Source organism: Haemophilus sp. HN_Hi10 (genome assembly GCF_049821985.1).
GTDB classification, from domain to species: Bacteria; Pseudomonadota; Gammaproteobacteria; order Enterobacterales; family Pasteurellaceae; genus Haemophilus; species Haemophilus influenzae_D.
This window is the reverse complement of sequence record NZ_CP187495.1, coordinates 1,344,799-1,368,963: the sequence shown is the minus strand read 5'-3', so window position 1 is coordinate 1,368,963 and position 24,165 is coordinate 1,344,799. Positions and strand designations below refer to the sequence as shown.

The following is a 24,165-nucleotide window of genomic DNA, read 5'->3' as shown; positions in this document are numbered from 1 at the left end:
AGGAATGAAGAAAATAAATGGAATTGGTTTTTTTGGGAAAAACCTGACTTTTTGGGTGTTAATTTGTATGGTAATAGGCATATTTATTGGGAAATATTTTCCTTCTATTCCAGATTGGTTAGGAAAATTTGAGTTCTACAACGTGTCTATACCAACAACAATTTTACTTTGGATAATGATTTATCCAATGATGTTGAAAATTGATTTTAAGAGTATAAAAGACATAGGAAAAAATCCTAAAGGTCTATTTATTACATGGTTTATAAATTGGATCATTAAGCCACTTACCATGTATTTAATCGCTTCCTTATTTTTCTTTATTATTTATAAAGGATTTATTAATAAGGAATTGGCATCAGAATATTTAGCTGGGGCGGTTTTACTCGGCGCTGCACCATGTACAGCAATGGTATTTGTATGGAGCAAGTTAACAAGAGGTGATAGTGGTTATACCTTAGTACAGGTAGCGAGTAACGACTTAATTATTTTGATTGCATATATACCAATTGTGAGCTTCTTATTAAAGGTTGGGGATATAAATATTCCATGGGGAACACTTTTATTGTCCATTGTATTATTTATTGTTGTTCCTCTTATTTTAAGCATGGTAACTAGAAGTATAATCATAAAAAATAAAGGGGAAGACTACCTAAATAAAACTTTTATCCCTGCATTTGATAAATACACTATGATGGGATTATTGTTGACGTTAATTATAATATTTTCATTTCAAGGACAGAAGATATTGGATCAGCCACTAAATATTATCCTTATTGCAATACCTTTGATAATTCAAACTTTGTTTATATTTGCAATAACATTTTTCATAGCATATTTAGCAAAGCTACCATATTCAATTGCAGCTCCATGTGGCATGATTGGTGCATCTAACTTTTTTGAACTGTCTGTTGCAGTTTCTATATCTCTATTTGGGCTAGTATCAGGATCTACGCTAACAACTGTAGTAGGTGTTCTGGTTGAGGTTCCTGTTATGTTATCCTTGGTAAAGTTTGCCAATTCTATGGAAAATAAATTTAATCGTTGAATATGAGTTAAAACTGCTAACAACAATCAAGTAGTGTTAATTTACAAAATGCTAGATCAGATATATGTTCTAGAATGTCCATCTATAGTCTGTGGTACTATATAATCAGCAAGAAATATAATATAAGCCTTGAAGGGAAACCTTCAGGGCTTTTCTTATACCCATTAGGAGGTGGAAGTGTAGTGGTATACTAATCCCACTGTCCTCAATAGGTGGAAAACTATCCTCAACAAGAGGATTTTACAATGAAAAGAGCAAGACGTTTTTTCAGACCGGAGTTCAAAGCTGAAGCGGTTAGATTGATTCAAGAACGTGGTTATTCGGTTTCGCAAGCCTGTCGAGAATTAGACATCGGTGAAACAGCATTGCATCGTTGGATAAGCCAAATTGAAGCGAAGAATCAAGGTTATATCTTACCCCGCAGTAAACCGATTTCCCTCGAACAACAGCGCATTTACGAGTTGGAAAACGCATCAAAGAATTGGAAGAATACAAGCTAATTCTAAAAAAGCTATTGCGATTTTAATGTCTCTCGAGAGGCAAAATACCAAGCCGTCACGACGTTAAAATCGCGCTGGATCAAACGACTTTGTGCGCTTTTTGAGGTGTCTAAAAGTGCTTATTATGCCCAATGTAAAGCGGTAAAAATGCCACAAAAACACACCGCACTTTGATCTGCACCTCAAATTAGGTGTCTAGGTTTTGGGGTGCAGATCAAAGTGCGGTCATAATTTTTATGGTTTTTTGACCGCATTTTTTATTGTTTTTTCAACTGCCAGAAAATAAAAACCATTGAATTTATCTTCAATTATGATTTCTGTGATCCACCTCACAATCTTAATATGACAATTATCATAACCCTTTAGAGAGCGTTATATTATCTTTATGCTGTGTTAGTCGATATGGGAGAATAATATATGCTTATGACGATACTCAGCTTCCTCATTGTAACCACTGTGGTTGCGTATGTTTCTTGGTTAAAAACAAAAGGGGATGATTTAAAATCTTCAAAAGGGTATTTTTTGGCAGGGCGTGGGTTAAGCGGTTTAGTAATTGGCTGCTCAATGGTGCTGACATCGCTTTCAACTGAACAACTTATCGGTGTCAATGCGGTGTCCTATAAAGGTAATTTTTCCGTGATTGCTTGGACAGTTCCAACGGTTATTCCGCTTTGTTTCTTGGCTCTTTATATGCTGCCGAAATATTTGCGTAACGGTTACACCACTGTGCCGGAGTTTTTTGAAAGCCGTTTCGACCGTCAAACTCGCTTGATTATGTCCACGCTTTTCTTAGTATTTTATCTTTTCATCGTAATTCCAACCGCACTTTACACAGGTGCAATCGCTTTCAATAAAATCTTCAACTTAGAAACTGCATTTGGTTTAAGTTATGGTGCTGCAATAACTTACACAGTTGTTGCCATTGGCGTTGTTGGGGCGATTTATGCAATTTTGGGTGGTTTAAAAGCGGTGGCAGTATCTGACACTATTAACGCGATTATTTTAGTCATTGGCGCATTGCTTGTCCCATTCTTTTCCTTGATGTATTTAGGCGATGGCAGTTTTTCTGAAGGCTTACATACAATTACAACAACGCATATTGAAAAATGGAATGCGATTGGTAGTGAAACCGACGCTACACCTTGGCCAACGATTTTCACCGGTATTATGGTGGTTCACTTTTTCTATTGGACAACGAACCAAGCCATCGTACAACGTTGTTTAGGTGCAAAAGACTTAAAATCTGGTCAAAAAGGGATTTTGATCGCCGCATTATTTTTATTAACTTTACCGATTATTTTAAATCTTCCAGGTTTATTGAGTTTCCATATTTTAGGCGAAGGTATCAATCCAATTGATGCGTCTTATCCATTACTCATAAACAAAGTATTGCCAACTTGGTTACAAGGTTTCTTTATTGCTGCATTATTTGGCGCAATTTTAAGTACCTTTAACTCATTCTTAAATTCAGCAGCAACCATTTACTGCAAAGATTTATTGCCATTTATCAGTAAAAAAGTGCGGTCAGAAGCAGAATTAATTTCTTACGCGAAAAAAGTGTCTACCATTATGGCAATTGTCACTATGATTTTCGCACCGTTACTCATGTTTGGTACAGATGGCATCTTCTTAATCACTAAACGTTTTGCAGGATTTGTGAATATTCCAATCGTTGCTTTATTTGCCGTGGGTATGTTTAACAAAACCGTATCTGGCAAAGCGGCACGTATTGCTTTACTTGCTCATGTTATCTTGTATTTCAGCATTGTTTGGGTGTTTAATGTCAAAATCAACTTTGTGTATGTTATGGGCGGATTATTCGTATTTGATGTTGTATTAATGCTCATCTTAGGACAATTCTTACGCCGCGAACCTTACATTGAAAACAAAGAAAACTTAGGCGACGTAGATTTAACCAACTGGAAATATTTAAAAGTGACTAGCGTATCCTTGATTTTAGGCTTAATCGCACTTTACACATTCCTTTCGCCACTTGGTATGGCATCAGAAAATGGTAATCCATCAATGGTTCTTGGCGTATGGGCGGTGTTACAAATTATCCTGTTATTTGTTGTACGAAATAAAGAGGCGAAATAATGAACATTATTTACATTTTATTAGACCAAATTCGTAAAGATATGTTGGGGGCTTATGGTCACCAAATTGTGAAAACCCAGAATTTAGATCGATTGGCAAAAGAGGGCGTTCGCTTTAATAATGCTTTCACGCCAGCTTCTGTTTGTGGTCCTGCTCGCACTTCACTTTTTACTGGATTAATGCCGTCTTCTCACGGCATTATTAAAAATGGGGAAAAGGGCGGTATAGGCGAAATTAGCCAAGAAAAACCGAATATCGGTAAATTGGCTGGCTATAATACTTATGTTGTAGGAAAGTGGCACGTAGGTACGAAATCTGTACCTGAAGATTATGGGATTAAAGGGCATAACTTTGATGGTTATGGCTATCCTGGTAGTGGCGTATATAAAAATTTAGTCTTCAACCAACCGCCAACACATTCCAATCGTTATAAAAAATGGTTAGAAGAAAAGGGGTATGACATCCCAGAAGTAAGTCGTGCCTACTTTGGTGATAACCCACATTTACGAGTACAAGAACTTTGCGGTTTACTTTCAGGCACGAAAGAGCAAACCATCCCTTATTTCATCATTGATGAAGCGAAAAAATATATTCAAGAATCATTAGATGAAGGCAAACCATTCTTTGCATGGATAAACTTCTGGGGGCCACACACGCCTTGTATCGTGCCAGAACCTTATTATTCAATGTATCGAAAAGAAGATGTGGTGCTTGATAAGAGTTTCTTTACACCGTTAGAGGGCAAACCAGGGCATTTCCGCACAATTTCAAAAATGTGGGGAATGTGGGAGGCGAGCGAAGATCATTGGAAAGAAGTCATCATAAAATTCTGGGGTTATATTACCTTAATTGATGATGCGATCGGTGAATTATTCAATTATCTTCAAAAATGCGGAATTTATGACCGCACTTTCTTGGTGGCTACGGCAGATCATGGCGATGCAATGGGCGCACATCGAATGATTGAAAAAGGGGAGTTTATGTTTGATACCACCTACAATATTCCGATGATTATCAAAGATCCAAACTCTAATCGTGTAAATCAAGAAGATGATAACCTTGTTTATCTTCACGATTTAACTTCAACGGTGTTCGATTTAGCCAATCAAAAAGTGCCAGAAAGTTTTGAAGGGCAGAGCGTTCTTCCGATTATGCGTCAACACCAAGATAACCAACGAAAAGGTGTACTTGGTCAGCTTGCGGGGCATTTTGTGTATTTTGAACAACGTATGTGGCGTCGTAAAGATTACAAACTCGTATTTAATGCGACCGATGTGTGTGAACTTTATGACATCCGTAACGATCCAGAAGAAATGCATAATTTATTCTATGATTCACAATATAACAGCATCAAAAAAGAGATGTTGGAAGAAATGCATGCTGAGATGAAACGTCTGAATGACCCACTGGAAAATTGGGTTTATCGAATTATTGACGAAATTTAACCAAAGTCGTAGATTAAGGGCGTATCTAATACGCCCTTTGTTATCTCTGAACCTTTAAAATTATAGGAATAAATATGAAAACAACATTACTAAAAACACTGACACCAGAACTTCATCTTGTTCAACATAATAATATTCCAGTTCTTCATTTAAAACACGCTGTTGGCTCAGCAAAAATTTCCTTACAAGGCGCACAACTTCTTAGCTGGCAACCACAAAATGCGAAGCAAGATATATTATGGTTAAGTGAAGTAGAACCATTCGAAAATGGCAATGCTATTCGTGGTGGTGTACCGATTTGTTATCCTTGGTTTGGTGGCGTAAAACAACCTGTGCACGGTACAGCTCGTATTCGTTTATGGCAATTGAGTCATTACGATATTTCAGCACATAAAGTGCGGTTAGAATTTGACTTGTTTTCTGATTTAAATATTATCGAAGCTAAAATTGTAATGGTGTTCACAGATAAATGTCATTTAACTTTCACACATTATGGCGAAGAACCTGCACAAGTAGCGTTGCATACCTATTTCAATATTGGGGATATTAATCAAGTGGAAGTACAAGGTTTACCTGAAACTTGTTTTAATAGCTTAAACCAACAACAAGAAAACGTTCCGTCACCGCGTCACATTTCTGAAAATGTTGATTGCATTTATTCCGCAGAAAAAATGCAGAATCAAATCCTAGATAAAAGTTTCAATCGTACGATTGCACTGCATCATCATAATGCAAGCCAATTTGTCCTTTGGAATCCTTGGCACAAGAAAACGAGTGGAATGACTGAAACAGGCTATCAAACAATGTTATGTTTAGAAACTGCTCGCATTCATCACTTGCTTGAATTTGGCGAAAGTTTAAGCGTAGAAATTTTGCTTAAAGGCTAAATTTTGTTGCATAAGTGGTGTGAATACTATAGAATTCGCAAGATTTTGCTCGTTCCTTGCGGGCAACAAATTTGAAATCTTTTATTTTTAGCGAAAAGATTTTTACTATTAACCAATAGAAGGAATACGATTATTAAAACCGTAAAAAAAGCGCCGGCAGTAAATCGCCCAAACCGTATCAATGAAGAGATTCGTGTAAAAGAAGTTCGTTTAATTGACCAAGATGGTGAACAAGCAGGGATTGTTTCTATTCAACAAGCCCTAGAAATGGCAGAGCAAGCAGAACTTGATCTTGTTGAAATTAGCCCAAATGCTGAACCGCCTGTTTGCCGTATTATGAATTACGGTAAATTCCTTTACGAAAAAAGTAAAACCGCTAAAGAACAAAAGAAAAAACAAAAAGTTGTGCAAGTTAAGGAAATTAAATTCCGCCCAGGCACAGACGAAGGTGACTATCAAGTTAAATTACGTAGCTTAATCCGTTTCTTAGAAGACGGTGACAAAGCAAAAATTACCGTGCGTTTCCGTGGTCGTGAAATGGCTCACCAAGACATTGGCTTTGATGTCCTAGAGCGCGTAAAAAATGATTTAGCTGAAATTTCTGTCGTTGAATCTGCACCAGGTAAATTAGAAGGCCGTCAGGCTGTAATGGTGTTAGCTCCGAAGAAAAAATAAGAATTTTGCTGAGATTTCTCAGCAAATCTTTTTGTTTAAGTTTGACTTAAATGAAAAGACAACTGCATGTTGGGCACACTACGCAGCCTAACTGCTTTTGAAAAGGCAATTTAATTTGCCTTATGATGGAAATGATCAGTGCTTCCAAGTAACTTTTTAAGTTCGCCTGATTATGTTGTTTTAAACGAAAAATGCGGAGTTATTTTAACAATGCCTAAAATCAAAACAGTACGCGGCGCAGCAAAGCGCTTCAAAAAAACTGCTTCTGGTGGTTTCAAGCGTAAACAATCTCACTTACGTCATATTTTGACTAAAAAAACAACTAAACGTAAACGTCATTTACGTCATAAATCAATGGTTGCGAAAGCAGACCAAGTTTTAGTAGTAGCTTGCTTACCATACGCATAAGCCGTTATTTAAGCAAAACGTACGATTAGTTCATTTTAGAAAAATATTACATAGGAGATTAAATAATGGCTCGTGTAAAACGTGGTGTTATTGCAAGAGCACGCCATAAGAAAGTTCTTAAGGCTGCTAAAGGTTATTATGGTGCACGTTCACGCGTGTATCGCGTTGCTTTCCAAGCGGTGATCAAAGCTGGTCAATACGCATATCGTGACCGTCGTCAGCGTAAACGTCAATTCCGTCAATTATGGATTGCACGTATCAACGCTGCAGCGCGTCAAAATGGTTTATCTTACAGCAAATTCATCAACGGCTTGAAAAAAGCATCTGTTGAAATCGACCGTAAGATTCTTGCTGATATCGCTGTATTCGACAAAGTAGCGTTCGCTGCATTAGTTGAAAAAGCAAAATCTGCACTTTAATTTTTTAAAGTTTAGATAAAGAATTAGGACGCTGAAAAGCGTCCTTTTTTGCATTTATGGCTTCAAATTTTGTAAAATAATGCCATTAATTCTCATCTGTTAAAATCTATGGCCGAAACAATCCCACTGAATCCCATCACGTTGCCTTTAAATCAAATTAGCTTAATCGAAGCATCCGCTGGTACGGGGAAAACCTACACTATTGGATCTTTATATCTCCGACTTTTATTAAAGGCTGGAGAAAATAACTTTTCTCGTCCGTTAAATGTGGAAGAAATTCTGGTGGTAACCTTTACGGAAATGGCGACAGAAGAACTCAAGAAAAAAATTCGTGAGCGTATAACAGATGCGATTGATAAACTCACAGCCTTTGCAGAAACCAAAGATAAATCCTCATTTAAAAATGATGAATTTCTTACCGCACTTTCTCTGGATTTAGATATTTTTGAGGCAATTCATCGCTTGAAATTAGCCGAGCAAAATATGGATTTAGCGGCGATTTATACCATTCACGGTTTTTGTCGCCGTATGTTGATGCAATATGCTTTCCATTCTGGCATTCACTTCAATTTAGAATTAATAAAAGATCAATCTGATTTGTTGGTTCGTTTTTCTAATGAATTTTGGCGAGAGCATTTTTATCCGTTGGATTTTGAATCTGCGAATTTTATCGCGACAGAATTAGTATCACCAGCAAATGTGTTGTCTTTGTTGAAAGCGGATTTAGGTAAAGATTTGCAGGTGGAGATTGAAAATAAACAGGCGTTATCTGTACCAATACAAATCTTTTTACAGCAATATCTGGGGGGGTATCAAAAGGCGTTGAATGAATTAAAGGCATTTTGGTTAGAAAGTGCGGATGAAATTTCAGCGATTATTACCAATGAACTGGAGAAAGATTATCCAAAAAATCAGTTAAAATCGTTAAATCGTAAAAAGTACCAAGTAAAGCGTTTAGGGGATTGGATTAATAAAATCAATCAATGGTCAAATAATCCTAGAGATTATCAAATTAATACCACATTGAAAGACTATTTCCTACAATCATCCATTGAGAAAAATTGCGAAGAATCAACGGATAAAAATAAAGATAAAAAACCCGCAACGCCTTTTTATGCCCCGATTTTTGCAGAGCTTGAAAAGCGCGTTAATGCCTTAATGACACCAGATTTACTAAGCAAACTCACTCTTTATCATTATCGCCAAGGCCTACAACAAAAACTTTTAGACTATAAACTTAATCATCAAGAAAAATCCTTTGATGATTTATTGCGTTTGCTTTGCGAAGCCTTGCAAGGTGCGCAAGGAGATGAATTAGCGGAAATGATTCGTTTCCAATATCCTTTCGCGATGATTGATGAATTTCAGGATACGGATTCACAACAATACGCTATTTTTTCAAAAATTTATCGTGATAATCCAGAAAAAAATACTGGTTTTATTATGATTGGCGATCCGAAGCAGGCGATTTATCGTTTCCGTGGCGCAGATATTTTTACTTATTTAAAAGCATCGGACGAAGCCCAATCTCGCTTTGAACTCACTAAAAATTATCGTTCAGAGAAGCATTTGGTTGATGGCGTAAATGCTTTATTCGATTTTCCTCAATCGCCATTTATTTATCAAAATATTAACTTTACTGTTGTTGATTCTCGTGATGATCATCTGCGATGTTATTTAAACGGTAAAGCCGAACCAGCTTATCGTTTTTATCTGACAGAAAGTGACAAAGTGAATAAAACTGAAATGGCAAAAATATGTGCTATTTCTATTCAACATTGGCTAAAAAGTGCGGTAGAAAATCAGGCAGTTTTTCAAAATGAAGATACTTGTAAAACATTGCAAGCGGCGAATATTGCCGTATTAGTGCGTGATAAAAATGAAGCGGCTTTAGTAAAAAATGAATTGCAAAAATTAGGGATAGCGTCGGTTTATCTTTCTGATCAAAATAGCGTATTTGATAGCAATGTTGCGAAAGAATTAGCTTGGGTGCTTAAAGCCTGTTTGAATGTGGCAGAACGCCCAATTTTGAACGCAATTGCGACCGCACTTTTTGGCTTAAATGCAGCGGATATTCATCAAATTCAGCAAAATGAGGCAGACTGGCAACGTTGGGCTGATAGCTTTGCTCAATATCAACAAACTTGGCAACGCCAAGGAATATTGGCAATGCTACACCAAATTTTATTGGAACAAGGCATTTCAGAACGCTTATTAAGCCAAGCAACGGGCGAGCGAGATTTAACGGATTTCCTACATTTGGCAGAAATTTTACAACAAGCAGCCACGTTACACGAAACTGAAGCGGCATTGCTCAGTTGGTTTGAAAAGCAAATTCAAGGCGAAGGTCGTCAAGAGGCTCAAATTCGTTTAGAAAGCGAACGCCAGTTGGTAAAAATTGTGACAATCCATAAATCTAAAGGCTTAGAATACGATTTAGTTTGGCTACCATTTTTAGCTGTGCCGAGCAAAGATCCAAGTAAAAAAGACATCAATATTTATTATTCTAAAGAACGAGATGAAACCTTATGGGATATGGAAAATCGTAATTTAAACGCACTTTATGAAGAAACGTTTGCGGAGGAGTTACGTTTACTTTATGTGGCTTTAACCCGTGCCAAATATCAAATGGCGTTCGCTTTGCCTAGTCAATTTGATAAAAAATGGAATGCCTTACATTATGTATTAAGCCAAGGCGAAATAGGCAAAGAAATAAATTTGTCAGATTCTAAAAATACCGAGACGTTGTTGCAAACCTTTAAAGAAAAAATGCAAGATAATGTGGAAATCTGCACTAAGCCAAACCTAGAGGCTTTGCCGGCTTTATCAACCAATACAAAAAATGATGATCTTAAAGCCGCAGAATTTACGGGCAATATTGAGCAAGATTGGCGAATAACCAGTTTTACTTCAATTGAACAAGCACATCGCCGCCAGCATTATTTCACTGAAAGTGCGGGTAAAAAACACGTTGTTTTTGATGACGCAAAAGATTACGATAGCCAAAATGCTATTGAAATGTCTACCGCACTTTTAAACGAAAATAAATCAAACATTTTAGATTTACCACGAGGTAAACAAGTCGGGACGGCATTGCATCGCCATTTTGAAAATTGCTATTTTTCTGACTTGGCAAATACAGAAGAAATTGACAAATTAAGACAATCCTTACAGTTAGATGAAACCTTTACAGAACCGCTACAAAATTGGCTACAACAGATTTCACATACGCCACTTTCTAATGAAATAGGAATAGCATTAGCTGATTTGGCAAATAAAGATTGCATTAAAGAAATGCCATTTTATCTGGCTATTTGGGAACATTTTGATGTTGAAGCGTTTAATCGCACGTTAAAAGCCCATCATCATTTGCCAAGCGAACCACTTCAATTTGAACAAATTCAGGGCATGGTGAGAGGTTCAATTGACTTAGTTTTCCGCCATAATGGAAAGTATTATCTTGTTGATTATAAATCTAATTTCTTAGGTTCAACCCTTGCTGATTACAATCAAGAGGAATTGAAAAAAGAAATGTTACACAGTCACTATGATTGGCAATATTTAATTTATACGCTGGCATTACATCGTTATTTGCAAAGCGTTGTGCCTAAGTATGATTATGCGCGAGATTTCGGCGGGGTATTTTATCTTTTCTTACGTGGAATGAATGGTGAGCCACAATCTGGCGTATTTTATGATCGTCCAAGCGTTGAATTAATCACAGAATTAGACGGGGTGTTTTAATGTTATCCGTATTACAAAAACTTAAAGAGCAGGGCATTCTTTCTCAAGGTGATTATTATTTTGCTAAGTTGATAGCTGATAAACAATGCCATACGGATTATGCAGAACCAGTCAAAAATTTAGCCATATTATTAGCCGCGCTTTGTAGCTGGCGTTATACGCAGGGAAATACTTGTAGCCAATTAGATCGCTATTTAGAACATAATTTATTTGGCTTGGCTTATCGTACAACGGAAAAAGATTATTTAGCTGAAATTCGTGAAAAAATTGGTTATGTACCTGTAGAAGATTGGCAAAATACGTTGTGCGGGCATATGGCATTTACGCAAGATCCCGTCAATCAAATTGCACCAATGGCATTTCAATTTGGTGTGCTGTATTTCTATCGCGCTTGGCAAGATGAATACCGTATCGCACAATATATAAAAAACACCTTAAAAAATAACCGCACTTTAGCCTTTTCTTATGATGAAATTCGTCAAAAATTAGATAAATATTTCCCTGAAAAACAGGAAAAAACAGATTGGCAAAAAGTGGCAGTGGCAACGGCGATTAAAAATCTATTTTCGATTATTACAGGCGGCCCAGGAACAGGAAAAACCACGACAGTTACGCGTTTATTGCTCGTTCTACAAGAATTATTTGATTGTAAATTACATATCAAATTAGTTGCGCCGACTGGCAAAGCTGCCTCTCGTTTGGAAGAGTCGATTAAAAATGCGTTAGGTTTTATGCAAGAAAAAATGAATTTATCCGATTCACTTTTCAATGCGATTCCACAAAAAGCCAGCACTTTGCATAGTTTACTAGGTGTGAATGCCTTTAATGATTACACGCGCTATAACAGTCATAATCCTTTGCAGTTAGATGTGTTAGTTGTCGATGAAACATCAATGATTGATTTGCCGATGATGGCAAAACTTATCAATGCCTTAAAGCCTGAAACTCGATTAATTTTATTAGGCGATCAGGCGCAATTAGCCTCTGTTGAGGCGGGGGCAGTATTGGGAGAATTAGCTCAATTTGTTACTCAACCTTATAGTCATGAACAAGCTGCGTATTTACAAGTGACAACAGGCTATAAAGTGGAAGGTTCTGATTGTTCAAATCCAATACGAGATTGTTTATGCCATCTAACAGAAAGCCGTCGTTTTGATAAAGATTCAGGTATTGGCAAGTTGGCTGAATTCATTCAAAAAGGTAAAGCAGACGATAGCCTTGGGTTATTTGAACATTATCCGCAAGAATTGCACTTTAATGCCTTAAATGATGAAAGCAATGCGGTGAATCAAGTGGTGAAAAGTGCGGTGGAAAATTACCGCACTTTCTTAAAAATGTTGGACGATTTACGTAAACAAAAAATTGATCCTAACGCTAAAAATGAACAAGGCATTTCCTATGCCGAGGCTATTCAAGCGCAATTTAATTCTGTGAGATTTTTAACCGCACTTCGTAATAACAATTTAGGAGTTGAAAATCTCAATAAAGAAATTGCATTAGCGTTGCGAGAGGAAAAATTGCTCTGGTTCCGTAATGAACAAGATTGGTATATCGGCAAGCCAATTATGATTACTGAAAACGATCATAATGTTCGCCTTTATAACGGCGATATTGGACTTTGCTTGGCAAATGGTAAAGTATGGTTTGGCAATCGAGAAGTGCTGACAAGTCGAATTCCAGCACATGAACCTGCTTTTATGATGACGATTCATAAATCTCAAGGTTCCGAATTTGAACATACCGTCATGGTGCTTCCAACAGAAGTGAATCCAGTATTGTCGCGAGAATTAGTTTTCACGGGCGTGACTCGTGCAAAAAAAGAACTCACTGTATTTGCCGATGAAAAAATATGGAAAACAGCAATTCGCCAAACAGTGAGACGCCAGAGTGGATTGGGTAAATTATTGGAAGAGTTAAAGTAGTCAAAAGGCGGAATAAATCCGCCTTTAAATTTGTAAATTAATCACTTATTCATCAACGATATCAGTAAATTCTGCACCTAATACTTTTGCTAAATCTTGTGGCGCAATTTCTACGCTTAGCCCCCGTTTTCCGCCTGAAACATAAATCGTTTGAAACTCAAGTGCGGTTGAATTTATCACGGTTTTAACGCGTTTCTTTTGACCGAGCGGGCTAATTCCCCCCACAAGATAACCTGTACTTTTTTGCGCCGCATCTTTATCTGCCATTTCGACTTTTTTCACACCGATAGATTTTGCCGCTTTCTTTAAATTCAGCATATTGGCCGTTGCAAGCACAAAACAAGCGAGTTTTTTCTGATCGCCATTTTCCGCCACAAGTAAGGTTTTAAAAGAGCGGTTAGGATCAATGCCTAATTTTTCTGCGGCTTCATCACCAAAATGTTGATTGTTTGGATCATGATCATAAGTGTGCAAGGTAAAAGGAATTTTTTGTTTTTTAAGTAAATCAATTGCAGGTGTCATTATTTCGTTCCTGGTTTTGGTGTAAAATAATGCCGATTATTTTACAGCGGAGAGAAAAATGGACGCAACCTTAAATATTGCGATAGCAGCAGAATTTGAATTAAGTGAAAAAATTGTAGAGCGTTTAGAACAAAGTGAGCTTGAAATTAGTAACGTTTCTATTGTTGAAATGATACCTTTTGAAGAAGAACAAAATATTCGTTTTCGCAATAAAGGCGTTGAACAGCTTTCTCCAAATGAAGTTGAATGGGTTGATTTTAATTATGTCTTTTTTGCTGGAAAACTTGAGCAAGTTTCCCATATTGCGCAAGCAGCAGAGCAGGGCTGTATTGTCATTGATATGTTAGGCGTTTGTAGTGCACTTTCAGATGTGCCAGTTGTTGTTCCAACCGTAAATGAATCACAATTATTTGAACTGAGACAACGTAACATTGTTAGCTTGCCTGATCCACAAGTAAGCCAACTTGCCTTAACGCTTGCCCCGATTTTACAAGAGACTAATCTCAATCAAGTGTTTGTCACCTCTTTATTGCCGGCTTCTTATACGGATGCAGAAACCGTGACGAAACTTGCGGGACAAACAGCCCGTTTATTAAATGGTATTCCATTAGATGAAGGAAAAACTAGATTAGCATTTGATGTTTATCCGCATCAAACATCTAATTTATCCACTCAATTACAACGAATTTTTCCTCAATTAGATCGTGCTACATTCCACTCAATCCAAGTGCCTGTATTTTATGGATTGGCACAAAAAGTTACCGCACTTTCAGACTATGATTTCGACTATCAGCCTCAAAATAGTGATCTTATCGCTTTAGAAGAAGACTTAATTACGCCTGTTCTTAATGGAGAACAAGAAAATGGCGAAGAATCAGTAAAACTTCATTTAAGTCAAATAAGTGCGGTAGAAAATGGCGTAGAATTTTGGTCTGTGGCAGATGAACAACGCTTTAATCTCGCCTTACTTTCAGTGAAATTGTTGGAAGGAATTTATCAGCAAGGTTATTAATACCAAGGAAATTAAAGAGAAGAGTATGCAAAATATTCTATTTATTATCCATTCATCCCCTTATGGTGACGAGCATTTTTTTAGTGCATTACGTTTGGCGTTACAGTTGCAAGAGCAACATAAAAGTGCGGTTAATTTAAAAGTATTTTTAATGTCTGATGCGGTAACTGGCGGTTTAGCAAAACAAAATCCAGCAGAAGGGTATCATTTACAACAAATGTTGGAAATTTTAACAGCGCAAAGGGCGACAATTAAACTTTGTAAAACCTGTACAAATGCTCGTGGTATCACTGAATTACCGTTGGCGGACGGTGTGGAAATCGGCACGTTAGCAGAGCTGGCAGACTGGACGATGGAAGCCGATAAAGTATTAAATTTTTAATTTTCTCGGTAGATAAAAGAAACCCACCACAAGTGCGGGTTCTTTTTTGCTTATTTTGTTGCTGCTTTCATTGCTTGAACAAATTCAGCTAATTCAACTAAACATTGCTCATGATTATCTAAATTTCGCTCAATAATTTTTACTGTTGCCGAACCTGAAATTGCACCCGCAGCACCCAAAGACAACGCTTCTTTAACTTGCTCTGGTTGAGCAATGCCAAAGCCTTGTAAAATTGGTGGGGCATTATGGGCTTTAAGCTGTTCTACAAGGGTGTCCAAATTTGCTGCGTGAGCTTGATTTTCAGCGCTGGTTACGCCAGCACGAGAAACTAAATAAGTATAGCCTTCGCTATTTTCCGCTACACCTTGGATCGTTTTCTCGTCCGCATTTGGTGGGCAAATAAAGACGGGTTGAATGCCGTGTTTTTTAGCCGCTTGTACATAATCTTCTTTTGCGAGTAACGGAATATCTGCTACAAGTACAGCATCAACACCGACTTCTGCGCAACGTTGATAAAAAGCATCTAGACCTTTGGCAAAAATTAAATTGGCACAAAGTAATAAACTAATCGGAATCTCTGGATATTTTGACCGCACTTTTTCCAATAGTTTAAAGCTATCTTCACTGCTATGACCTGCAGTTAAAGCACGATTATTCGCCGATTGAATAACTGGGCCATCAAGGAGTGGATCGGAAAAAGGAAAACCGAGTTCTAAAGCATCCGCACCGTTATCGACAAGTGTGCAAATGATCTTAAAAGAGCGGTCGAAAGTAGGGTCGCAAAGGGTAACGAACGGCACGAAAGCACCTTCATTTTTTACGTTAAGTGTCGCAAATTGCGTTTCAAAACGGCTCATTAGTTCGTTCCTCCATTTAAAATTTTATCAACGGTAAAAATATCTTTATCGCCTCGTCCTGAAAGATTAACCACTAAAAGTTGTTCTTTTTCAGGATTTTGTTTAATCAATTTCAAGGCATAAGCCAAGGCGTGTGAGCTTTCTAATGCAGGAATAATGCCTTCGTGTTTTGCTAATTCTTGGAATGCGTTGAGGGCTTCTTCATCGGTAATCGATACATAATCAGCACGACCAATCGCATTTAAATAAGCATGTTGTGGCCCAACAGAGGGAAAATCTAACCCTGCAGAAATGGAATAGGATTCCTCAATTTGTCCATCTTTATCTTGCATAATTGGCGATTTCATTCCGAAGTAGATGCCTGTTGTGCCGTGCTTGAGCGGTGCGCCATGTTCACCGCTTTCAATACCTTTACCCGCAGGTTCTACGCCGATGAGTTTCACAGCGGTTTCTTCAATGAAATCCGCAAACATACCAATTGCATTCGAGCCACCACCAACAGCAGCAATCACTGCATCAGGTAAACGAGCTTCCCGTTCGAGAATTTGACGTTTCGTCTCAATCCCAATCATTTTTTGAAATTCACGCACGATAGTCGGGAATGGATGGGGGCCTGCCGCGGTGCCAAGTAAATAATGAGTGGTTTCATAGTTTGCTGACCAATCACGCATTGCTTCACAACAAGCGTCTTTTAAAGAGCAAGAGCCTTTTTGTACAGGAATCACTTCCGCACCCATCAAACGCATACGGAACACATTTGGCGATTGGCGTTCAACATCTTTTGCGCCCATATAAACACGGCACGGCATATCTAACATGGCACAAGCTAGGGCGGTCGCAACACCGTGCTGACCTGCACCAGTTTCGGCAATAATACGCGTTTTGCCCATACGTTTAGCAAGCAAAATTTGCCCTAATACTTGGTTAGTTTTATGGGCACCCCCATGTAATAAATCTTCACGTTTAAGATAAAGTTTAGTTTTTGTACCTTTGGTTAAGTTACGACAAAGGGTAAGTGCGGTCGGTCTGCCTGCATAATTTTTGAGTAAATCGGCAAATTCTGCTTGGAATGTAGGATCATTTTGAGCCTCCACAAAGGCTTGTTCTAATTGCTTTAAAACAGGCACTAAAATTTCGGGTACATACATTCCGCCAAATTCGCCAAAATAAGGGTTAAGAAGTGTGTCTGACATATTTTTTTCCTATTATTTTTTAGTTATCTTTTGCAACGCTCATTCCCGCAAATGATTGTGCGGTTGGCATTACTTCAATGCGATTAATGTTCACGTGTTCAGGTTGTTGATGAAGCCATAATACAATGTTAGCAATATCTTCAGGCTGAACCGATTGCACGTTTTCATACACTTTTGCCGCTCTTTCATCATCGCCGTGAAAACGCACATTAGAGAACTCCGTACCGCCACATAAACCGGGTTCAACATTGCTTACTCGAATTTTTGTGCCTGCCAGATCGGCTCGTAAATTTAAGCTAAATTGTGTGACAAAAGCTTTACTTCCACCATATACATTACTGCCAGCATAAGGATAAGTACCTGCAATTGAACTCAAATTGATAATCTGCCCGTGATTACGAGTCACCATATTTGGCAACACAAGGCGAGTGATAGTAACCAATCCTTTGATGTTGGTATCGATCATCTGATACCAATCTTGTAAATCCGCTTTATGTGCTGGCTCTAATCCCAAGGCTAAACCTGCATTATTCACTAATAAATCGACCGCTTGCCAACCTTCAGGAAGGGTGCTTAGAGCGTTAATTGTGGCTTGTTCATCACGAATGTCAAAGGCAAGCGGTAGAAAATTATTGCCTAATTGTGAATGGATTTCTGCTAATCGATCTGCACGTCTGCCCGTGCCAATTACTTTATAGCCAGCTTCGATCAATTTTTTACAGATTGCCAAGCCAAAGCCTGCAGTTGCGCCTGTAACTAATGCGGTTGTGGTTTTCATTTTTTCTCCTAAATCCTGAGCTTATTTGTACTATTAAAGTAGTACAAATGGATTTTGATTGCAAGCAATTTCATTTTAATTTTAAAAATGCCATTAAATGAATTAATTTAACAATACCGCAAACGTTTGCTTAATGATATAATCTGCCTAATTTTTATTTCTACTGATTGAGGTTAATCGTGAGCAACACACAACTTAGCTACAAAGATGCTGGCGTAGATATTCACGCTGGGAATGAATTAGTCGAACGTATCAAAGGCGATGTAAAACGCACTCGCCGCTCTGAAGTCTTGGGCAGATTGGGTGGTTTCGGTGCATTATGTGCTTTACCAACTAAATATAAAGAGCCAATTTTAGTTTCTGGTACAGATGGCGTGGGCACAAAATTACGCCTGGCGATTGACTTGAAAAAACACGATACCATTGGTCAGGATTTAGTGGCAATGTGTGTAAACGACTTAATCGTACAAGGGGCAGAACCGCTTTTCTTCTTAGATTACTATGCAACAGGTAAATTAGACGTTGATGTGGCAGCAAATGTGATCAAAGGTATTGCTGACGGTTGCGAAATGTCTGGCTGTGCGTTAGTCGGTGGCGAAACTGCTGAAATGCCTGGAATGTACCACGAAGGCGACTATGATTTGGCAGGTTTCTGCGTGGGCGTGGTAGAAAAATCAGAGATTATTGACGGCACAGCAGTAAAAACGGGCGACACGCTTATCGCACTCGGCTCAAGTGGTGCTCACTCAAACGGCTATTCACTTATTCGCAAAGTGCTTGAAGTGAGCGGTGCAAATCCAGCGGATTTATTAGAAAGCAAACCGCTTAGCGAACACCTTTTAGCACCAACCAAAATCTATGTAAAATCGATTTTACAGCTGATCAAGCAGACCGAAGTTCACGCCATTGCTCACTTAACAGGCGGCGGTTTCTGGGAAAATATCCCGCGTGTATTACCTGACAACACCAAAGCAGTGATTGATGAATCAAGCTGGCAATGGCCTGCGATCTTCAACTGGTTACAAGAAAAAGGCAATATTAGTCGTTATGAAATGTACCGCACTTTTAACTGTGGCGTAGGTATGGTAATTGCATTACCAGAAAAAGAGGTTGAAACCGCTATCGCATTGCTTGAACAAGCGGGCGAAAAAGCGTGGGTTATAGGCAAAATTGCACCTCTTGGCGAAGACGAAGCACAGGTTGAGATTCAATAATAAAATCTTAAATTTCAATTCAGCCCTTTTAAGCTGATTTCTATAAGGAAGAAAATGAAAAAAATTGCCGTCCTTATTTCTGGTCAAGGAACGAATTTACAAACTATTATTGATGCCTGCCATTCAGGCGATATTCCCGCCAAAATTGCTTGTGTGGTAAGTAACAAAGCTGATGCTTACGGATTAGTTCGAGCCAAACAAGCACAGATTCCGCAAGCGGTCTTTCTTCGCAAAAATTTTGCCAATAACCTCGAAATGGACGATGCCATTGGCGATTATTTGCAAAGCCTAGCAGTAGATTTGATCGTCCTTGCTGGTTATATGAAAATTCTTACCCCAAAATTTACTCAACGTTTTGCAGGGAAAATTTTAAATATCCATCCTTCTCTTCTTCCTAAATACGCAGGCTTAAACACCTACCAACGTGCGCTTGAAGCAGGCGACAATGAACACGGCACAACCGTCCATTTTGTCAATGAAGAAGTAGATGGTGGTGCGATTGTCTTACAAGCAAAAGTGCCAATCTTCCCCGAAGATAGCATAGAAGAAGTGGAAGCTAGAACCCGTGAGCAAGAATATCAAATTTATCCGCTTGTGATTAAATGGTTTACCGAAGGTCGGTTAAGACTTAAAGATAATTTGGCATATTTAGATGGGAAACCCTTGCCAAAATCTGGATATGCAGATGAATAACTTAGGATTTAGGCAGACTATTTCTGTATTTTTTATTTAATTAGGATGCAAAAGTGCGGTGAAATTCCACCGCACTTTCAAGGTTAATGATGATGGTGTTCTGGTTTTGGTGGTAATTTAGCTAATCCTTTACCAACCGGTAAAATTAATGTGCTATAGCTTGCAGATTGCTGACAAGTTTGTTGATCTGCAAATGGTGTTTTATGAATAACTTTAATTTTCCAAATTCCATCAATTAATGGAATGATATTCACACGTCCTTGACTATCTGTTTTACCTGAAAAACCTTGTGGTTCACGATGACCTGTACTTGCTTCAAGATCTTTCACGATAATAGTATCAGCGGTTGCGATGACAGTTTCGCCTGCTAATGGTTGATCTTGGTAGAAAATTTGAACAGGGAACGGTTCGCCTGATTTCGCTTTGCTTGGATCACGCAAAGGAACAATTTCTAGCGGTAAACCAACTCTTGTCATTGCCATTTCTGCATTTAATGGTTTTTTACCAACGGTAACGAGACTTTTGCCAAACATTTGAGTTTGTTCGCAATAAGTTGGGTTTTCTAATCCTTTCAAATTATCCATTTTCCAACCTTCAGCATTTTGTGACCAAAATGTTGGTTTATAAGTGGCTGTTATCCAATAAGAACCATCAGACAATGCGTTCTCTGATTGATATTGATAGTTTTCGCCTTTTTGGATTAAGGTTTGTTTTTCTCCATTTTGATGAATAATTTCCATTGGTGCAAAAATTTTTAAACGTGCTTCAGGAATTTTTTCTACATAAGGGTAATCCCCATAAGCTAATTCTGCTTTTAATACAGAACCTGATGCTAATTTCGTCGGTGCTTGAACCCAAACTTCGTGAGCTTGTGCTATGCCAGATAAAACCAATAAGCTTGTAATTAATGTCTTTTTCATATATTTCCTTAATAAGAATGGGGGAGTTAAAAAATGAGTGCAAAATACTAAATGAAAATAGCTATCATTTAAATAGCTATTTAAATAAAATTTTAAGATTTGTGATCGAGATCACAAAATGAAAAATACCATAAGAAATAGTATAAAAATGCCCTAAATACAAAATATTTAGGGCGTCTTATAAATTGAGGAAAATGTTTTAATCGTCTTTTTTCGATGGTTTAATGCCTAATAAATTACAACTTAATTTACTAATTACATGTTCTGCAGTATTGCCTAATAATGCGGCAGATAAACCTGTGCGTCCCACTGTGCCTAAAATCACTAATTCAGCTTCAATTTCTTTCGCCACTTCAGGAATAACTTCCTCTGGGAAACCTTCACGTACGTGAGTATGATCTTCATCAATCCCAAACTTCTGACGTAACGCTTTCATATTAATGAGATGCTGACCTCGAATACCGTTTTCATAACCTGAAGTATTAAATTCAGGCAAATCAATCGCCATATTAATTGGCGCGGAAGGGTAGGCTGCCACCAAATGGACATTACCACGATTTAGATTTTCCGCGAGTGAAATACCAGTTTCTACCAGCTCTTGATTAAATTCATCTTGATATTCTTGCTCTCCAGATACATTAACAGCCACAAGAATACGGCGTTGATGTTTCCAATCGCCATCACGAACCATTAAGACAGGAATAGGGCATTTACGAAGAAGTTGCCAATCAATGGGAGTAAAGATTAGAGACGTAAGTTTTTCTTCGTCTTTGGTATATTTTACGACTAGATCGTAATTATTATTTTCTACTTCTTCGTTAATTGCATCAGCTTCATTACTATTCCACACAATATGAGATTGTAATTCAATTTCTGGATTTGCATATTTATCTAAGTAATATTGAACAGCGTGACGGTGTTTTTCTATTACTTGTTGATGCATTTCTGAACGTTCTTCAGAAGAAAGTAAAGCTGACATTTCATAAGATAAATCATAGACTGATAAAAGTGCGGTGATTTTTACCTTAGTTTCATTTTTTTGTTCTTCAACTAAACGCACTGCACGAGCTAGGGCGTACTGTTTTTCATTACTGGGATTAAGTACAACGAGAATATTTTTAAATTTCATAATAGCCTCCAAAATTGGAGCATAGGATAAAAAAGAATAGCAAGAATGGCAAGGTACAAGATTAATTTGGATAAATTTATTTTTGGACTATAGTAGATCGGTTCTAAATCTTGCATCATTTTTCAGTATTTTCAATTGCCCTTCCATATACCCAAATTAAGCTTAAATCCATATCCTTTAAGAATAAAGAAAAGTATTTTAGATCAATTCCATTATATTTTTGAGAGTACAAGCTTTACCTTAATTCTAAAAATTTCCTATGTTGTTTATATGTCTTTTTTCCTTTAGGTAATTTTCATTAATCTTAATGCTGTCAAGTCCGTGAGCTTCAAGTACTAAATAGCACTCAATAAAAAGCTAATTTGGATAAAACAGAATTGCTGTATGTATTAGGTTGAATATTAAGCAAATCTGCAGTAGTTCTTGAGCTAACTTTAGCAACAAAAATTTAATAAGATTTTTCAAGCATTTTTTATTTATAATGTGTCATTTTCTTTTTTGTGGCTTGGTATTGATGTTAATCCACTACAGTGTCTAATATTATTACTTAGGATATATAGATCTATTATTTTTTGATTTTTTATAGAAAATTATAAATAGAGATTTTTCGTGATCCCTATCACAATATCTTGTAAAACCACTTAAAAACGTTACCTATTTTCATTCAATCAATGATACAGTTGTATCTGTTTGACTTTTTGTCATTTTAACGATGAATAGACGAAAGTTTGTTCATTAATCTCATCAACCCAATCATCAATCAGAGGGAAACAGTATGTTAATTGGTGTACCTAGAGAGCTGCTTGAGAATGAGAACCGTGTGGCGGCAACGCCGAAAACGGTTCAACAAATATTGAAATTGGGCTTTGACGTGATCGTGGAACACGATGCAGGTTTTAAAGCTAGTTTTGAAGATCAAGCATTTTTAGAGGCAGGCGCGAAGATCGGTTCGTCGGCTGAAATTTGGCAATCGGATATTATCTTCAAAGTAAATGCACCGACAGATGAAGAAATCGCTCAAATGAAGGAAGGCGCAACGCTTGTGAGCTTTATTTGGCGTATGCAAAATCCTGAGTTAATGGAAAAACTCACAGCGAAGAAAATTAATGTGTTAGCCATGGATGCAGTGCCTCGTATTTCTCGTGCGCAAGCATTGGATGCACTTTCTTCTATGGCGAATATTTCTGGTTATCGTGCTGTCATTGAAGCTGCGCATGAATTTGGTAGTTTTTTTACTGGACAAATTACTGCTGCTGGTAAAGTTCCACCAGCAAAAGTGTTGGTAATTGGTGCTGGTGTAGCTGGTTTGGCGGCAATTGGTGCGGCAAATAGCCTTGGGGCGATTGTTCGTGCTTTTGACTCTCGTCCTGAAGTGAAAGAGCAAGTTCAGAGTATGGGTGCGAGCTTCTTAGAAATTGATTTCAAAGAAGAAGGCGGCAGTGGTGATGGTTATGCGAAAGTGATGTCGGAAGAATTTAACCGTCGTGCGATGGAGCTTTACGCAGAACAAGCTAAAGAAGTCGATATTATTATTACTACGGCAGCCATTCCAGGTAAACCAGCACCTCGTTTGATTACCAAAGAAATGGTGGATTCAATGAAACCAGGTTCGGTAATTGTGGATTTAGCCGCTGCAACTGGTGGTAACTGTGAATATACGCAAGCAGGGAAAGTTGTTACAACTGAAAACCAAGTGAAAGTGATTGGTTATACAGATTTTCCAAGCCGTTTACCAACGCAATCGTCTCAACTTTATGGCACAAACTTAGTCAATTTATTAAAACTTTTGTGTAAAGAGAAAGATGGCAATATCAATATTGATTTTGAAGATGTGGTTCTTCGCGGTGTAACCGTTGTTCGTGATGGAGAAGAAATTCCACCAGCACAAATTCAAGTGTCTGCACAACCAAAACAAGAGACCAAAGCTGCACCAGTGGCAGAGAAAAAAGAATCTAAACCAACAGATCCTCGTATGAAATATGGTGTGATGGCAGGTGTTGGTGTGTTATTCCTTTGGTTAGCTTCTGTAGCACCAGCTGCATTTTTATCACATTTCACTGTATTTGTTTTAGCTTGCGTGGTGGGTTATTACGTGGTTTGGAATGTTAGCCATGCACTTCACACACCATTAATGGCAGTAACAAATGCAATTTCAGGCATTATTATTGTTGGGGCGTTATTACAAATTCGTCAGCCAACAGGCAATCTATTTATCGATGCGTTAGCTTTTGTGGCGATTTTGGTGGCAAGCATCAATATTTTTGGTGGTTTCCGTGTCACACAACGTATGTTAGCAATGTTTAGAAAAGGTTAAGGAGCGCAC

Annotated in this window: 21 protein-coding genes; 15 read left to right on the top strand and 6 right to left on the bottom strand. The window is 37.8% G+C overall.

Translation table 11 applies throughout. The annotated features are described in order from the left end of the window. Positions 1–4: 4 nt before the first annotated feature. The 10 genes from arsB (at position 5) to recD (ending at position 13,142) form a co-directional block, all read left to right on the top strand. Positions 5–1,045: an ACR3 family arsenite efflux transporter gene (gene arsB / locus ACPT8Q_RS06690; RefSeq protein WP_042600632.1), complete on the top strand. Its 1,041-nt coding sequence runs from the start codon at positions 5–7 to the stop codon at positions 1,043–1,045. Between the two features lie 245 nt (positions 1,046–1,290). Further along, entirely contained in the window at positions 1,291–1,545 is a 255-nt protein-coding gene (locus tag ACPT8Q_RS06685; protein ID WP_005662443.1) for an IS3 family transposase, read from the top strand. Between the two features lie 417 nt (positions 1,546–1,962). Continuing rightward, positions 1,963–3,642 carry a solute:sodium symporter family transporter gene (locus ACPT8Q_RS06680; protein ID WP_050949221.1) on the top strand — a complete coding sequence of 560 codons (1,680 nt, stop codon included), beginning with the start codon at positions 1,963–1,965 and terminating at the stop codon, positions 3,640–3,642. Beyond that, the gene (locus ACPT8Q_RS06675; protein WP_050949220.1) at positions 3,642–5,087 is read left to right on the top strand and encodes a sulfatase-like hydrolase/transferase; all 1,446 of its coding nucleotides are present in this window, start codon (positions 3,642–3,644) and stop codon (positions 5,085–5,087) included. Before ACPT8Q_RS06680 ends, ACPT8Q_RS06675 begins: the two co-directional genes overlap by 1 nt. A gap of 74 nt (positions 5,088–5,161) precedes the next feature. Then, complete coding sequence (locus ACPT8Q_RS06670) at positions 5,162–5,974, top strand: D-hexose-6-phosphate mutarotase (protein WP_050949219.1); 813 nt, start codon at positions 5,162–5,164, stop codon at positions 5,972–5,974. Between the two features lie 129 nt (positions 5,975–6,103). Then, positions 6,104–6,649, top strand: coding sequence for a translation initiation factor IF-3 (gene infC / locus ACPT8Q_RS06665; protein ID WP_425613348.1), 546 nt, complete (start codon positions 6,104–6,106; stop codon positions 6,647–6,649). Between the two features lie 210 nt (positions 6,650–6,859). Further along, positions 6,860–7,057, top strand: a complete 198-nt coding sequence (rpmI, locus tag ACPT8Q_RS06660) for a 50S ribosomal protein L35 (RefSeq protein WP_005596065.1) — start codon at positions 6,860–6,862, stop codon at positions 7,055–7,057. A gap of 65 nt (positions 7,058–7,122) precedes the next feature. Beyond that, a complete protein-coding gene (rplT, locus tag ACPT8Q_RS06655) occupies positions 7,123–7,476 on the top strand; it encodes a 50S ribosomal protein L20 (protein ID WP_005596075.1) in 354 nt (117 codons plus the stop codon). A 108-nt stretch (positions 7,477–7,584) separates the two neighbouring features. After that, positions 7,585–11,220, top strand: a complete 3,636-nt coding sequence (recB, locus tag ACPT8Q_RS06650) for an exodeoxyribonuclease V subunit beta (RefSeq protein WP_050949218.1) — start codon at positions 7,585–7,587, stop codon at positions 11,218–11,220. Further along, a complete protein-coding gene (gene recD, locus ACPT8Q_RS06645) occupies positions 11,220–13,142 on the top strand; it encodes an exodeoxyribonuclease V subunit alpha (RefSeq protein ID WP_050949217.1) in 1,923 nt (640 codons plus the stop codon). Before recB ends, recD begins: the two co-directional genes overlap by 1 nt. Before the next feature lie 45 nt (positions 13,143–13,187). On the opposite strand, the gene ybaK is transcribed toward recD, so the two are convergent. Further along, entirely contained in the window at positions 13,188–13,664 is a 477-nt protein-coding gene (gene ybaK, locus ACPT8Q_RS06640) for a Cys-tRNA(Pro) deacylase (RefSeq protein ID WP_050949216.1), read from the bottom strand. Between the two features lie 58 nt (positions 13,665–13,722). Between ybaK and ACPT8Q_RS06635 the strand changes: the two genes are divergently transcribed. Together ACPT8Q_RS06635 and ACPT8Q_RS06630 are read left to right on the top strand one after the other, a co-directional pair. Then, positions 13,723–14,676: an oxidoreductase gene (locus ACPT8Q_RS06635; protein ID WP_050949215.1), complete on the top strand. Its 954-nt coding sequence runs from the start codon at positions 13,723–13,725 to the stop codon at positions 14,674–14,676. Positions 14,677–14,701: 25 nt separating this feature from the next. Beyond that, a complete protein-coding gene (locus tag ACPT8Q_RS06630) occupies positions 14,702–15,058 on the top strand; it encodes a DsrE/DsrF/TusD sulfur relay family protein (protein WP_005662349.1) in 357 nt (118 codons plus the stop codon). Between the two features lie 50 nt (positions 15,059–15,108). Here ACPT8Q_RS06630 and trpA read toward each other — a convergent pair whose 3' ends face one another. From trpA to ACPT8Q_RS06615, 3 genes are read right to left on the bottom strand one after another with little or no spacing between them, the layout of a single operon-like run. Beyond that, complete coding sequence (trpA, locus tag ACPT8Q_RS06625) at positions 15,109–15,915, bottom strand: tryptophan synthase subunit alpha (protein ID WP_005662346.1); 807 nt, start codon at positions 15,913–15,915, stop codon at positions 15,109–15,111. Beyond that, positions 15,915–17,108 carry a tryptophan synthase subunit beta gene (gene trpB, locus ACPT8Q_RS06620; protein WP_050949214.1) on the bottom strand — a complete coding sequence of 398 codons (1,194 nt, stop codon included), beginning with the start codon at positions 17,106–17,108 and terminating at the stop codon, positions 15,915–15,917. Before trpB ends, trpA begins: the two co-directional genes overlap by 1 nt. A 19-nt stretch (positions 17,109–17,127) precedes the next feature. Then, complete coding sequence (locus tag ACPT8Q_RS06615; protein WP_050949213.1) at positions 17,128–17,886, bottom strand: SDR family oxidoreductase; 759 nt, start codon at positions 17,884–17,886, stop codon at positions 17,128–17,130. 179 nt (positions 17,887–18,065) lie between these two features. Between ACPT8Q_RS06615 and purM the strand changes: the two genes are divergently transcribed. Beyond that, on the top strand, positions 18,066–19,100 hold the full coding sequence (gene purM / locus ACPT8Q_RS06610; protein WP_061671201.1) for a phosphoribosylformylglycinamidine cyclo-ligase: 1,035 nt from the start codon (positions 18,066–18,068) through the stop codon (positions 19,098–19,100). A gap of 54 nt (positions 19,101–19,154) precedes the next feature. Next, positions 19,155–19,793 (top strand): phosphoribosylglycinamide formyltransferase, encoded by a 639-nt coding sequence (purN, locus tag ACPT8Q_RS06605; protein WP_061671202.1) that lies wholly within the window; start codon positions 19,155–19,157, stop codon positions 19,791–19,793. A gap of 83 nt (positions 19,794–19,876) precedes the next feature. Here purN and ACPT8Q_RS06600 read toward each other — a convergent pair whose 3' ends face one another. Both ACPT8Q_RS06600 and uspE read right to left on the bottom strand, forming a co-directional pair. After that, positions 19,877–20,713 carry a DUF4198 domain-containing protein gene (locus tag ACPT8Q_RS06600; RefSeq protein WP_050949210.1) on the bottom strand — a complete coding sequence of 279 codons (837 nt, stop codon included), beginning with the start codon at positions 20,711–20,713 and terminating at the stop codon, positions 19,877–19,879. A gap of 199 nt (positions 20,714–20,912) precedes the next feature. Further along, positions 20,913–21,842 (bottom strand): universal stress protein UspE, encoded by a 930-nt coding sequence (uspE, locus tag ACPT8Q_RS06595; RefSeq protein ID WP_005656626.1) that lies wholly within the window; start codon positions 21,840–21,842, stop codon positions 20,913–20,915. Between the two features lie 775 nt (positions 21,843–22,617). Here uspE and pntA point away from each other — a divergent pair. Continuing rightward, positions 22,618–24,156, top strand: coding sequence for a Re/Si-specific NAD(P)(+) transhydrogenase subunit alpha (gene pntA, locus ACPT8Q_RS06590; protein WP_050949209.1), 1,539 nt, complete (start codon positions 22,618–22,620; stop codon positions 24,154–24,156). The last annotated feature ends 9 nt before the right edge of the window (positions 24,157–24,165 follow it).

Coding starts and splice junctions, on each gene's coding strand:
- ACPT8Q_RS06600 (WP_050949210.1), bottom strand. CDS start 20,713: ATGAAAAAGACATTAATTACAAGCTTATTGGTTTTATCTGGCATAGCA.
- trpA (WP_005662346.1), bottom strand. CDS start 15,915: ATGAGCCGTTTTGAAACGCAATTTGCGACACTTAACGTAAAAAATGAA.
- arsB (WP_042600632.1), top strand. CDS start 5: ATGAAGAAAATAAATGGAATTGGTTTTTTTGGGAAAAACCTGACTTTT.
- rpmI (WP_005596065.1), top strand. CDS start 6,860: ATGCCTAAAATCAAAACAGTACGCGGCGCAGCAAAGCGCTTCAAAAAA.
- ACPT8Q_RS06680 (WP_050949221.1), top strand. CDS start 1,963: ATGCTTATGACGATACTCAGCTTCCTCATTGTAACCACTGTGGTTGCG.
- pntA (WP_050949209.1), top strand. CDS start 22,618: ATGTTAATTGGTGTACCTAGAGAGCTGCTTGAGAATGAGAACCGTGTG.
- uspE (WP_005656626.1), bottom strand. CDS start 21,842: ATGAAATTTAAAAATATTCTCGTTGTACTTAATCCCAGTAATGAAAAA.
- ACPT8Q_RS06685 (WP_005662443.1), top strand. CDS start 1,291: ATGAAAAGAGCAAGACGTTTTTTCAGACCGGAGTTCAAAGCTGAAGCG.
- recB (WP_050949218.1), top strand. CDS start 7,585: ATGGCCGAAACAATCCCACTGAATCCCATCACGTTGCCTTTAAATCAA.
- ACPT8Q_RS06630 (WP_005662349.1), top strand. CDS start 14,702: ATGCAAAATATTCTATTTATTATCCATTCATCCCCTTATGGTGACGAG.
- ACPT8Q_RS06615 (WP_050949213.1), bottom strand. CDS start 17,886: ATGAAAACCACAACCGCATTAGTTACAGGCGCAACTGCAGGCTTTGGC.
- ACPT8Q_RS06670 (WP_050949219.1), top strand. CDS start 5,162: ATGAAAACAACATTACTAAAAACACTGACACCAGAACTTCATCTTGTT.
- recD (WP_050949217.1), top strand. CDS start 11,220: ATGTTATCCGTATTACAAAAACTTAAAGAGCAGGGCATTCTTTCTCAA.
- ybaK (WP_050949216.1), bottom strand. CDS start 13,664: ATGACACCTGCAATTGATTTACTTAAAAAACAAAAAATTCCTTTTACC.
- ACPT8Q_RS06635 (WP_050949215.1), top strand. CDS start 13,723: ATGGACGCAACCTTAAATATTGCGATAGCAGCAGAATTTGAATTAAGT.
- ACPT8Q_RS06675 (WP_050949220.1), top strand. CDS start 3,642: ATGAACATTATTTACATTTTATTAGACCAAATTCGTAAAGATATGTTG.
- purN (WP_061671202.1), top strand. CDS start 19,155: ATGAAAAAAATTGCCGTCCTTATTTCTGGTCAAGGAACGAATTTACAA.
- rplT (WP_005596075.1), top strand. CDS start 7,123: ATGGCTCGTGTAAAACGTGGTGTTATTGCAAGAGCACGCCATAAGAAA.
- trpB (WP_050949214.1), bottom strand. CDS start 17,108: ATGTCAGACACACTTCTTAACCCTTATTTTGGCGAATTTGGCGGAATG.